This is a genomic window from Streptomyces chilikensis (assembly GCF_001642695.1).
GTDB classification, from domain to species: domain Bacteria; phylum Actinomycetota; class Actinomycetes; order Streptomycetales; family Streptomycetaceae; genus Streptomyces; species Streptomyces chilikensis.
Window position 1 is genome coordinate 97,406 of the sequence record NZ_LWCC02000142.1, and the last position, 11,953, is coordinate 109,358.

10 protein-coding genes and 2 pseudogenes are annotated in these 11,953 nt (G+C 70.4%); 3 read left to right on the forward strand and 9 right to left on the reverse strand.

Annotated elements, in window-relative coordinates; all coding sequences use genetic code 11:
- Nucleotides 1-3: 3 nt before the first annotated feature.
- Entirely contained in the window at nucleotides 4-1,191 is a 1,188-nt protein-coding gene (gene metX, locus A2U95_RS27865; RefSeq protein ID WP_206283087.1) for a homoserine O-acetyltransferase MetX, read from the forward strand.
- Between the two features lie 269 nt (nucleotides 1,192-1,460).
- Entirely contained in the window at nucleotides 1,461-2,087 is a 627-nt protein-coding gene (locus A2U95_RS27870) for a nucleotidyltransferase family protein (RefSeq protein ID WP_166028051.1), read from the forward strand.
- A 259-nt stretch (nucleotides 2,088-2,346) separates the two neighbouring features.
- Here the strand turns inward: A2U95_RS27870 and A2U95_RS32200 are convergent, their stop codons facing one another.
- The 9 genes and pseudogenes from A2U95_RS32200 to A2U95_RS27920 all read right to left on the reverse strand — a co-directional run bounded on the left by A2U95_RS32200 (nucleotide 2,347) and on the right by A2U95_RS27920 (nucleotide 11,135).
- Nucleotides 2,347-2,745 carry a hypothetical protein gene (locus tag A2U95_RS32200; protein WP_206283088.1) on the reverse strand — a complete coding sequence of 133 codons (399 nt, stop codon included), beginning with the start codon at nucleotides 2,743-2,745 and terminating at the stop codon, nucleotides 2,347-2,349.
- 394 nt (nucleotides 2,746-3,139) lie between these two features.
- Nucleotides 3,140-3,778 (reverse strand): annotated as a pseudogene (locus A2U95_RS27885) (transposase); the annotation flags it as partial.
- A gap of 391 nt (nucleotides 3,779-4,169) precedes the next feature.
- On the reverse strand, nucleotides 4,170-5,285 hold the full coding sequence (locus A2U95_RS27890; protein WP_166028053.1) for a tryptophan dimethylallyltransferase family protein: 1,116 nt from the start codon (nucleotides 5,283-5,285) through the stop codon (nucleotides 4,170-4,172).
- A 218-nt stretch (nucleotides 5,286-5,503) separates the two neighbouring features.
- Nucleotides 5,504-6,862, reverse strand: a complete 1,359-nt coding sequence (locus tag A2U95_RS27895; protein WP_166028055.1) for a cytochrome P450 — start codon at nucleotides 6,860-6,862, stop codon at nucleotides 5,504-5,506.
- A 1-nt stretch (nucleotide 6,863) separates the two neighbouring features.
- The gene (locus tag A2U95_RS27900) at nucleotides 6,864-7,463 is read right to left on the reverse strand and encodes a GTP-binding protein (protein ID WP_166028057.1); all 600 of its coding nucleotides are present in this window, start codon (nucleotides 7,461-7,463) and stop codon (nucleotides 6,864-6,866) included.
- Nucleotides 7,438-7,815 carry a DUF742 domain-containing protein gene (locus A2U95_RS27905; protein ID WP_166028059.1) on the reverse strand — a complete coding sequence of 126 codons (378 nt, stop codon included), beginning with the start codon at nucleotides 7,813-7,815 and terminating at the stop codon, nucleotides 7,438-7,440. Before A2U95_RS27905 ends, A2U95_RS27900 begins: the two co-directional genes overlap by 26 nt.
- Entirely contained in the window at nucleotides 7,812-8,213 is a 402-nt protein-coding gene (locus tag A2U95_RS27910; protein WP_166028061.1) for a roadblock/LC7 domain-containing protein, read from the reverse strand. Before A2U95_RS27910 ends, A2U95_RS27905 begins: the two co-directional genes overlap by 4 nt.
- The gene (locus A2U95_RS27915; protein WP_166028063.1) at nucleotides 8,210-9,442 is read right to left on the reverse strand and encodes a sensor histidine kinase; all 1,233 of its coding nucleotides are present in this window, start codon (nucleotides 9,440-9,442) and stop codon (nucleotides 8,210-8,212) included. The genes A2U95_RS27910 and A2U95_RS27915 overlap by 4 nt, the downstream gene beginning before the upstream one ends.
- Before the next feature lie 364 nt (nucleotides 9,443-9,806).
- Nucleotides 9,807-11,135 (reverse strand): flavin-containing monooxygenase, encoded by a 1,329-nt coding sequence (locus tag A2U95_RS27920; RefSeq protein ID WP_166028065.1) that lies wholly within the window; start codon nucleotides 11,133-11,135, stop codon nucleotides 9,807-9,809.
- A 410-nt stretch (nucleotides 11,136-11,545) separates the two neighbouring features.
- On the opposite strand from A2U95_RS27920, the pseudogene A2U95_RS27925 reads away from it, so the two are divergent.
- A pseudogene (locus tag A2U95_RS27925) lies at nucleotides 11,546-11,824 on the forward strand (NUDIX hydrolase); the annotation flags it as partial.
- Between the last annotated feature and the right edge of the window lie 129 nt (nucleotides 11,825-11,953).

An 11,953-nucleotide genomic window follows, 5' to 3' on the forward strand; every position in this document is an offset into this window, starting at 1 on the left:
ACCGTGCTGACGCCGTCCCAGGTTCCCCTCCCGCCGGCCTCCGGGGCCTGGCAGGAGGGGGACCCGCCCGGGCGCCGCCGGTGGTACGAGCGGGAGAAGCCGCTCGCTCTGGAGGCGGGTGGTGAACTGCCCGGCGTGCGGCTGGCGTTCGAGACCTGGGGGCGGCTCGCACCGGACCGGTCCAACGCGGTGCTGGTGCTGCACGCCCTCACCGGCGACAGCCACGTGGCCGGCCCCGCCGGGCCCGGCCATCCCACCCCCGGCTGGTGGGACGGCATCGTCGGTCCCGGGAGGGCGCTGGACACGGACCGCTGGTTCGTCGTGGCACCGAACGTGCTCGGCGGCTGCCAGGGCAGTACCGGGCCGTCCTCCCCGGGCCCGTCCGGCCGGCGCTGGGGCGGCGACTTTCCGTTCCTGACACAGCGCGACCAGGTCGCGGCCGAGGCCGGCCTGGCCGACGCGCTGGGCATCGACCGGTGGGCCCTGGTGGTCGGCGGTTCGATGGGCGGGATGCGAGCCCTGGAATGGGCGGTGTCGCATCCCGAACGGACGGACGCGCTCCTGCTGCTCGCCACGACGGCCGCGGCGAGCGCCGAGCAGATCGCCTGGGCCGGCATCCAGCTGCACGCCATCCGCTCCGACCCGCACTGGCACGGCGGCCACTACCACGACACCGGCCGGGGCCCGCACGCCGGACTCGGCCTGGCCCGGCGGATCGCCCACGTCACGTACCGCAGCGAGCCGGAGCTCCAGGCCCGCTTCGGCCGTTCGCTCCAGGGCACGGAGAACCCCTGGAGCGGCGGCCGGTACCAGGTCGAGTCCTACCTCGACCATCACGCGGCCAAGCTGGCCGGCCGTTTCGACGCGGGCAGCTACGTCGCGCTGTGCGAGGCGATGAACAGCCACGACATCGGCCGCGGGCGCGGTGGCGTGCGGGCCGCCCTGCGCCGGGTGACCGCCCGGACGCTCGTGGCCGGGGTCGGCTCCGACCGCCTGTATCCGCCGTCGCAGCAGGCGGAGCTGGCGGCGGGCATCCCCACGGCGGACCACCTACGGCTCATCGAGTCCCCCTACGGTCACGACGGCTTCCTGATCGAGGTGGAACAGATCGCCGCACTCGTGGGCGAGCTCGTGCGCGGGGTTCCCCCGCCATCGGCACCGGAGCCAGCACGTCACCGCCCCCTTCCCTGACAGGTCTCCGGCGCCGGCAGGCACCCATGAGAAGGCCGCCCCCCGTCCGTCGAAGGAGGGCGGCGCGCGTGTCGCCCCGCACCGCGGACTGGGCGGTGGCCGTCCACCCGCTGCTCGCCGAACGCCGGAGCCGCGCCCATCTCGACGCCACGCACACGATCACCGGCGAAGAGCCGCCCCTTGCCGATCGTTGCGGAGAGAGCTCCGTCCAGAAGGTCCCGAAGGCTGAAGACAGGCGCCGTCGGTCTGCCGCGTGGTAGGCATGAGCGGTGATCGGTCGCCTCCCGCTCGACGAGCAGCTCGCCGCCCTCAGGTCCGTGCTGTCCCGCAACGAGGTGCTGGTGGAGGTGTTGGACCGCACGGCTCGCTTGGGGCTGCCGGGCTGGTACTTGACGGCGGGCTGCCTGTTCCAGACCGTCTGGAACGTGGCCACGGACAGGCCTCCCGCCCACGGCATCAAGGACTACGACGTCTTCTACTTCGACGATCACGATCTGTCGTGGGAGGCGGAGGACGCTGTGATCAAGGCCGCCGACGCCGCCTTCGCCGACCTGCCGGCGGAGGTCGAGGTCCGCAACGAGGCCCGCGTCCACCTCTGGTACGAACAGAAGTTCGGCGTCGCGTGTGAGCCCTACGCCTCCACCGAGGCCGCCATCGACAGCTTCGCCGCCACCACCTGCTGCTTGGGCGTTCGCCTGAAACCGGACGGACGGTGGCGCGTCTACGCACCGCACGGGCTTGCCGACGTGTTCAACCTCGTCGTCCGGCCCAATCCAGTGCTTGCTCCGCGCGAGGTGTACGAGACCAAAACCGCCCGCTGGCGGCAGCAGTGGCCCGAGCTGACCGTGCTCGACTGGCCTTCGGAACCCGCCGCCCTGACGCCTGCCTCACCATGAGGCGGTGCCGGCCCTCCCCAGGAGGAGTCCCGCGTGCCGATCGGTCACCACCCCTCCGACTCGTCCGCCTCCCTCAGGCCGGGACGGTCCGCCACCGGGGCACGCCCGGACCGCACGCGGGCAGCGACGAGAGGCAGCAGGAGCACGGAGATCATCGCGGCGGCGACCAGGGTGGCCGCCCGGTCCGACCCCAGCAGTTTCTGGTCGGCGCCGATGGTCGTGACCGCGACGACCAGCGGCAGACGGATCGCGGCCCCGGTCAGCCCGAATTCGAGCCGGTCGGCGGTTCCGTGTCGCCGGACGGCTCCAGGGCTTCCCGGTCGCTGGTGCCGAACTGCTCAGCGATGTTGTTCCACATGAAGCCGTCCCGCCAGCCAGGCTTCGCACCAGCCCAGCCGAGCAGCGCTCCGAGGACCTTCTCCTGAGAGATCGTCTGCGTCCGGTAGTGCTGCTCAGCCACGCCGTCCCGGTATTCGAGCTGGAAGGTGTTGTTCTCGCGAAGCAGGACCTGGATGTACCAGCTGCCCGGCCGCTCCTCGTCGACCCGCTCCAAGATCATATGCGCGTTCCCCCGCCGCAGGTTGGCCAGCATCGTCCCGATGGCAGGTTTGGAAGGGCGTTTCACCACATGGCCGCGCTCGTTGGTCGCCATCAGCATGACCAGATCATCCGGCAAGGGTCTGACACCGCTCAGCGGGTCCCTGACCAGGGCAGTCAAGGCTCGATGACACGAACCGCGCGGTGGCCCGACTTCACTGGCAATCGGTCAAGGATCGATGGCGCAGGACACCCGGCCGGCCTTCGGCCCGCCCGTGGGGCATCACGCTGTCACGCCCGGCGCGTGTTCCTCTGCCGGCAGGTGTTGCTGCAGGTCACGGGCGGGTTCTCCGGGAACGTGACAGGCGGCGTGTCAGGGCGCGTGACACCGGTTCTCGCGCGGCCGGGCAGGGGAGCATCGCTGTCCTCTGACAGCGATGCCGGATCGTCTGCCGTTGAAGTTGGACCGCCGGCGCAGGGCGATGAGGAGCCGGACGCTATGCGCGGCGCCCGGTGGCGAGCCGGTCGGCGCCGTCCTCGGCGGTGGCGACGTCCAGGCCGAGGATCTCGCGGTGGCCGTCGGCGTTGACGCCGACCGCGATCAGCGCGTGGACGTTGATGATGCGGCCGCCCTCGCGGACCTTCTGGGTGAGCGCGTCGACCCGGGCGAACGCGTACGGGCCGGCGTCCAGGGGGCGGTTGCGGAACGCGGTCACCTGCTCGTCCAGATGCTTGGACATCGCGTTGACCTGGGATTTCGACAGCTGCGTGACACCGAGGGACTCGGCGAGCTTCTCGACCCGGCGGGTGGAGACCCCGAGGAGGTAGGCGGTGGCGACCACCGAGATCAGGGCCTGCTCGGCCCGGCGGCGCTCGAGGAGCCGGTGCGGGAAGTAGCTGCCCTGCCTCAGCTTGGGAACGGCAAGCTCGACCGTGCCGGCCCGGGTGTCCCACTCGCGCGGGCGATAGCCGTTGCGGTGATTGACGCGTTCCTCGCTGACCTGGCCGTATTCGGCGTTGCAGAGGGCGTCGGCCTCCGCGGACATGAGCGCGTCGGCGAACGTCTTGACCGTCGCGCGCAGCAGATCCGGACTCGCCGCGACGAGATTGTCCTCCGCGAGGGCGTGCAGGGGCAGACTATCTGGTGCGGTCATCGTGCTGATCTCCTTCAAAGACTTGGTCGTCTTGAAAGATCAGCCGGTGGCCGTTCTCATATCCGGCCCCTCACTCCGACGCCGGACCAAACGCCCGGATCAGGTGGGAACCGGTACACCACTTCCCAGGACGCAACCGCCCTCGCCTCCGACCTGGTCAACACGCTCACGGAAGTGACCGCGCCAGAGAGGACCGCATCCATCCGCGCCCAGATCGCCGCGCGGCTCGGGACACTTACCAACTAGGCAGCTTCGTACGCATCATCGGACTGGTGGCTCTGGCTGTGCCGTTGACGACGCGCAGGGGGCGCTTGTGCGCCCACTCTGCAAGGTCGCTTGATGACCGCTCGGCCGGTGCGACGGAGTCGCCGTGAGTGGGTCCAAGAAGGTCTCAGAGGTGTCGGTTGGGTGGGCGGACCCTGTACGCCTCGGAGGACAGGTAGATGGTCACCCGGGGGGAGGTGCCTTGCTGGTGGGCGACGCCCAAGTAGGCGATGAGGCCGACGCCGTCGCGCAGATGGCGGGAGGTGAGGGCGGAGAGGGCGTGGCGGAGAGGGGACGGGTCCATGCCGTGACGGGTGAGGACGGTGACGGCCCTTTTGAGTGCTTCGCCGTCGTGCCGGACGTAGTCGCGGACAGGGACGTAGAGGGTGAAGCCGGTGGGACGGCCGGCGGCGGTGTCGGTGACGGCGTGGCAGGTCTGCACAGGCCTCCGATGGGGGAGGGGGCCGTCTTCGTCGTCTCCAGCGGGGTCCGTTCCGGTGGCAGCGTGGAAGAACGCCTGGATGTCGGCGGGCCGGGGGCCGTCGTCCATCCGGGACAGGGTTCCCGCCCCTGTGGCGGACAACTTGTGGTGGGCGAGGTAGACCTTGGCCCGGGGCTCCTCCCAGTCTCCGAGGTCGAGGGCGAAGAACAGGTGCTGGTCGCCCGGCGGCAGGACATCGAAGGCGTCCTCGTGGCCGAGCCGGCGCAGCGCCTCCCGCACGGTGGCCGCGGCCCGTTCCGGCCCGGATGCGGCAGGATTCAGATACACCTTGACCTTGGGCACGCCTCTGGGGCGCAGCTCCAGCGCGATCCACAGGGCGAATGAGCCTTGCGGGTCGGCGGGCAGGAAGAGGTCCTCGAGCTCGTCGAGGCGTTCGGTGGAGAAGTTCCACCGGCGGGCCATGTCCCGGACGGCGCGCAGCCCTGCCTGGCCGTTGCGTGCGAGGTCAGCACGGCCGAAGCCCGGTTCCAGGAGGACGCGCAGCGAGGGGATGCCCCGGGAGGAGAAGGAGAGCGAGAACTCCACCGGTGTGTGGTCGTCGGAGAGGTGGGACAAGGTCGGCGGTCGCAGGTGCAGGGGCCGGCGGGCGACCGGGCCGAGCGCGGACAGCAGCGTCTGCGTGGAGGACTGTGCGTCGTCCTCGTCCATGCCGATGGCCCGGGCCAGTCGCAGCAGCTGGCCCCCCGTGTGCTCGCCGAGGGTGAGGGGCGAGGGCGGACCCGCTGGGGCCCGTCGGGTCATCGGCCGGAAGGTGTCGCCGGAGGCTGAGCGGGCAAAAAGATACCCGCCCCGGGAGGCGGGTATCCGCGGTCGCGGCACGAAGGCCGACGATATGGGATCGGCGACGACCGATCTCTGCTTCACGACATCTCCTCAGCTACGCGCGTTGTCTTCGCGAGCTGCCTACCCGAGGGACAACAGGAGCATGCAGTGAAGTGATCATTTTCGTGCAGGGTCCGTCACTTGGAGAGCCAGTTGAGGAACTGGCTCCACACACCGCCCCGCCGCTCCGGAGCACGCTCCGCCGCAGTCGGCCGCTGTTCGGAGGATGTCCGCCCGCCGAGGCCCTGCTCGTCGGTCGGACGGGCCACCTTGAGCGGTGTGAACCGGGCCGGCAGTGAGGTCAGGCCACGGTTGAACGGGCCCGGCCGCCACACCAGGCTGTCCTCGGGGACCGCGAGTTCGACGTCGGGGAGGTGGTTGAGCAGGTTCTCGATGGCGGCCATCGCGATCTGCCGGGCGGGATCCTTGGACGGGCAGGCGTGCGGACCTGCGCTCCACGCCAGGTGGGCCCGGCTGCCGCTGCCCCGGCGCGCGGACTCCAGCGCCGGGCTGCCGTTGGCGGCGGCGAAGCTGACCAATATGAGGTCACCCTCGCGCAGCTTCCGGCCGGCGAACTCGACGTCATGGGCGGGGTAGTGGGCTGCCAGGTTCTGCATGGGAGGGTTCTCCCACAGGGTGTCCTCGAGCGCCTCGTCGATCAGGCCGCCCTTCTGCGCGTACCCCTCGTGGGTGAGGATCCGGTGGAGGGTGTTGCCGATCAGGTTGCGCAGTGGTTCGTTGCCCGCGACGAGGAGCAGGGCGAGCTGGTGGACCATCTCCTCGTCGGTGAGCGCCGCCTCGTGCCGCATCAGCCAGGAAGTGACGTCGTCCCCTGGCCGGGACCGCTTGAGCGCCACCAGTTCGCCCACCGCGCCGAACAGCACCTCGACCGCCCGCTCCGCGTTGACACCGTCGAACATGCCGGTGGCGCCGAAGAGGATCCGATCGCCGATGTCAGGGGGGCAGCCGAACAGCTCGTTGAACACGAACAAGGGCAACGCCTTGGCGTAGTCGGCGAGCAGGTCGGCCGAGCCGCGGGAGCCGAACTGGGCGATCAGGTAGTCGGACACCTTCTCCGTGGTCTGCCGCAGCCGGCGCGGCTTCACCTGGGACAGGCTCTCCGTGATCGTCTGCCGCAGCCGCAGGTGCTCCGAGCCGTCGCTGAACATGCAGTTGGGACGGTACGCCAGCACCGGTGCGACCGGGCTGTCCGGGGGGATGTGACCCTCGTTGAACTCCCGCCAGCGGCGGGCGTCCTTCCGGAAGGTGACGGAGTCCTGGAGGAGTTGCCGGGCCGAGGTGTGGTCGGTGACCAGGGTGGCCCTCACGCCCGGGGCGAGCTCCACCGGCGCGGCGGCACCGAGGTGCCGCAGGTAGGCGTAGTACGCGTCCGGGTCGGACGCGAACTCCGGACCGTACAACGGGACCGGCGCTCCCGAACCGTGGGCGGGGCAGCCCGGCGGGGGCGTCGGAATGCCGGTGTCGTGGATGGTCATGTCAATTCCTGATCTTGCGGTCCAGCAGGTGCTGGACGAGGGTGATCAACGCATCGGCCGACGACTTCTCGTCGCGTGCGTCGCAGGTGACGACCGGGGTGTCGTCCAGCAGGTCCAGAGCTTGTCTCAGGGCCTCCACCTCGTGCTCCGGCGTGCCGTCGAAGCGGTTGACGGCGATGGCGTAGTCGAGGCCGTAGTGCTCGATCAGATCGATCACCGGGAAGGAGTCCGCCAGACGCTCGGGGTCGACGAGGATCAGGGCGCCGAGCGCGCCTCGGGCCATGTCCTCCCACAGTTGTACGAAGCGCTGCTGCCCGGGCGTGCCGAAGAGGTACAGCACCACCCGGTCGCTGAGGGTGAGCCGACCGAAGTCCATGGCCACCGTGGTGGTGGATTTGCCCCGGACGCCCTTGAGGTCGTCGACCGAGGCGGAGACCTGGGTCATCGTCTCTTCGGTGGACAGCGGCTCGATCTCCGAGATGGTGCCGATGAACGTGGTCTTGCCGACCGCGAAGTGACCGACGACCAGGATCTTGACGGGGGTCTGGGTCGCCCCGTCCCGGATGTACGCCGTGTCATCCAAACTTGGCGCGAAGGCCACTGAGCACCTCCTCGATGAGTTCCCTGTCGGCGGCTTCGGCCCGCCGCACCGGCGGACGGGTGATCACGTGGCCACCTTCCTTGAGGGAGACCAGCAGGATGCGCACCACGCCCAGCGGCAGCCGGGTGTGGCCGGCGAGTTCCGCGACGGACAGGTAGCCGGCCGAGCAGATCTCGAGGAGGCCGCGCTCCTCGGGAGACAGGCGTGCCACCTGCTGCCCCTGATCGGGGGCCGCCGTGACCAGGGTGACCAGGGAGAACCGGCCCTCTTGCGGTAAGGCCCGCCCCTTGGTGATGACGTAGGACCGGACCAGATCCGGAGTTTCCGCCTCTTGGCGGTCGTGGTCGGTCATGAGCTGCTGCCGATGTCCTGGCGGGCCGGCGAGGTCAGTTCCTTGCCGAGCCGGCCGACCAGTTGCTGCATGCGGAAGGTGATGTCCTGCATGTCGACGTCCGGCAGCGCCGAGACCCCCAGGTAGGCGCCCTCACCCGCGGAGATCAGGAACACCCATCCGCCGCTGAACTCGACCACCGTCTGCCGCCACAGTTGGTCCGGTTCGTCGCAGAAGAAGCCCAGGGAACGGCTCAGGGACTGCATGCCGCTCATGGCGGCGGCCACCCGGTCCGCGTCGTCCCGCTGGAATTCCTTCGTCCGGGCCATCAGCAGGCCGTCGGCGGAGATCAGGACGGCGTGCAGGGCCCCGGGAATCTCCAGGGCGCTGTCCAGCATCCATGACAGGTTGTCGTTCACGATTCCTCGTGCCCTTCACTGCTCGTCGTGCGTGTGCCGCTCGTGTTCCCCCCGGGGGAGGGCTGGGTCGCTCGGCCGGACTGGGTTCCGCGCTGGAAGGCGCCCATGATCGCCGCCTTCTCGGTGTCCGAGCGCTCCGGTGCCCGTGGTGCGGTGGCGCTGTCGTCCCGGACGATCGTCATCGGCCGCTTCCGGCGTCGCTGGGGCAGGCCGTGGGCACCCACGACGGGATCGGCCGCGGGCTCCGGCCCGCCGAGCTCCGCGGCCGGGACGGCCGTGGACGGCGGCCGGGTGTCGGCCGCCGGGGCGGGCTGGGTCGCCGCGGGGGCGACCGGCCGGGCTGGCATCTTCCTCTCCGGCATGCTGGTGAGCAGGTCGTGCGGCAGCAGGATCACCGCGCGGACACCTCCGTACGGGGAGGACGAGTCGACCGCCACCTCGAAGCCGAACTTCTCGGCCAGCACTCCGATCACGGCGAAGCCGAACTGGGGCGGATTGCCGAGTCCGGCCACACCGGTGGCCCGCTCGGTGGACAGCAGCTTCTCGGCGCGGGCGCGTTCCTCGTCGCTCATGCCGACACCGGCGTCGTCGACGACGATGCAGACGCCCTTCGGAACGGACCTGATGTTGATCTCGACCACGGTGTCCGGGCTGGAGTAACTGGTCGCGTTGGCGAGCAGCTCGGACAGGGCCAGGGCGACCGGTTCGACCGCACGGCCGACCACGCGGTAGTCGACCTGGGAAAGGATCTCCACCCGGCGGAAGTGCCGGATCCGTCCCTGCGCGCTGCGCACCACGTCGTACACCGAGGCAGGATCGCGCCGGCCCCCCAGCCAGCCGTCGCACAGGACCGCGATGGACAGGGCGCGGCGGCCGAACTGGGCGTTGGTGTGGTCGGCCTCGAGGAGGTCCTCGAAGATCGGCGAGTCCCCGTGCTTGGTCTGCAGCCGGGACAGCACCAGCTGCTGCTCCGCGGCCAGGCCCTGCAGGGTCCGCATGGCGGACTTCAGGACGGTCTTGGTGTCCTCCTCGGCCTGCTCGCGGGCTTCCCGCAGCGACTTCGCGTGGTCGTCCTCGAGCTCTGCGTTCCGGGCCTCGAGCCTGCGCGTCTCCTCATGCAGCACCGCCAGACGACCGCGCTGCCCGCGGATCACGGCGACCGCCGCCAGAACGATGGCGAGCACGACGAGAAAAGCCCAGAACCAGGGGCTCTGTATGGATTCCGTCATAGGACTCTCTTCGGGGGAGGAGGGCTGATGACCTGCCTGCGGAGTCCTGTGGACGCGGGCCGGAACCGGCCTGGCCCGCGTGAGGGCATGGCGGCGGACCGGCCGTGTGAGGAGCCGTGCCTGGGGTCGGAGAAGCCGTGTCGCGTACCTGCATCTGCCCCGCAAACGCGGTGATCTTAACAGCACGATTTTGCAAACAATCCGTCAAAATCTTTACGTGCCAGATTAGTTGGGTACACAGCGTGACCGCATTCGGGGTGGGTGTCTGTCAGCAGGAACGTTGCGGCTGCTCCCGCCCCCACGGCTCCCCGGCGCGGAGCCGCGCCGGCGCACCGGTCGCCGCGCGGCCGTGGCCGGCCAGCGGTCAGCGGGCCGGCAGGTGTTCACCTGCCTCCGGCGACCGGAGGAGGCCGTCCAGGTCGCGGAGGTAGGAGCCGACGTCCACTTGGACCGAGGACCCCTCCGACAGTCCGTAACGTCCGTCGATGTCGGTCAGGTAAGCGGCGATCTCCTCCCGCATGCCCTCCTGGGACGGCAGCGCGGCATTCCCCGACACCACCTCCGCCAGCCAGCGGGACTGGGCCTCCACCAGGCGGGTGATGGAGCCCACCGGCCGGATCAGCCCGACGAAGTGGAGGCCGGGCCGGTCCGGCGAGACCACCCGCCGGTAGAGCTCGACCGCTCCCCGCGGGCCTCGAGGGCACCCCTCAGGCAGGAACGGGAAGTGCATCCGGTACCCGGTGCAGTAGACCACCGCGTCCGCCTCCTCCGCGGTGCCGTCGGCGAACACCACCCGGTCCCCGTCGAAGGACGTGATCGCAGGCCGGGGGACGACCATCCCGTGCCGGATCCGGCTGAGTATCTCGTCCGAGATCGTCACCGCCGAGGAGAAGACGCGATGATCGGGTTCCGGGAGTCCGTAGTCCGACATCCTCCCTCTCGCCACCCGCAACGCCGTCTCCACGAACTGCCGCTGCTCGGCGAAGGGCATCGCCGAGAACCACGGCGCGTCGGCTATCTCGTCCACCGGCAGCCCGAAGAGCTGCTTGGGGATCACGTGCAGTCCCCTGCGCACCGAGAGCAGGGTCCGCGACGCGTGCCGGGAGAGGTCCGCCGCGATGTCCACCGCCGACGCGCCCAGCCCCACCACCACGACGTTCCGGCCGACGAACTCGGCACCCGTGCGGTAGTCCATCGAGTGGAGGATCCTCCCCCGAAAGTCCTCCGCCCCCGGCGGCAGCGGATCCGGCAGCACCGGCTGCGAGTGATGCCCGGAGGCGACGATCACATGGTCGAACCTCCGGGTGACCAAGACGCCGTCCGCGTCACGGCTCACCACCGTCCAGCCGAGATCCGGGTCCTGCTCCACGGAAACCACCTCGGTCCGCAACTCCACGTCGTCCAGCACCCCGGCCCACTCCGCGAACGACCGCAGATAGGCGGCCATGTCGCTGTGGCGTGGATACAGAGGGTAGGACGCCGGCATCGGGAAGTCGCTGAACTCGGTCAGCCGTCTGGTGCTGTTGAGGTGGAGCGCCAGATACCCGGGCCCGCGTTCACCGGCCTGAGGCTGACGCCAGATCCCGCCGACGTCGGGCGCCTTCTCCACGCACACGAACCCGACCCCCCGGGCCTTCAAGGCATGCGCCACAGCCAGCCCCGACAGCCCCGCGCCGATCACACAGACACTCAACGTTTCTCCCTCGTCGATCATGAACACGCTGTCACTGCCCAGCCGCTTCCCGAGGCACACCCCGAGACCCCGCTCAGTGTGCGGGGACCCCTTCCACAGCGTGGGCACCACCCCACGCACAGGCTCCGGACCGGTTGGGTCGAAGGCCCTTCACCACCCCATCGCTACGGTTCGCGCCTTCCAGGAACTTCCCGCACCTGGAAAGGTCCTGCCACAGTTGCCGCCAGGCCCCAGCGACGAGGATTGCGAACCCCGAAGGTCGACGGCAGCCCGTCCCCGAACTCATGCCCCGCGGCCCCCCGGCCCGCCCGCGTGCTCCCCGCGGGCACCGCTTCAGCCCTGACCGCTGCGACCCCGGCCGCTCAGCGCTCGGACGCCGCGGTCAGCACCGCTGGTGCCACGCCGCCCGCGTCCTCGACGCGTACATGAGCCCCGGCTCCGTCACCGAACGCCTCCACTTCTTCGCCGCCCCCTACACCCCCGCCGACCGAACCGGCACCGGCGGCGGCCTCGAGGAGGACGGCGAGGACATCGAGGTGCTCGAACCGCCCTTCACCGAAGCCCTCGCCATGACCCGCGACGGCCGCATCGCCGACGGCAAGACCGTCCTGCTCCTGCAGTGGGCCGCCCTGGACGGCCCGTTCGCCCCGCATCCGGCCGGAGCAGGCCATGACCACCGGGCCTCCTGACCTCGCCCACAGGGGCAACTGCCGGCCGGGTCTCCCGGGTGGCCGGCAGTTCCGAGGACACGACCTGGCCTCAGTGGCGGAAGCGCGCCCTTCCACCGTTGACGCGGAGGAGGAACCCCGTGAGGGGCG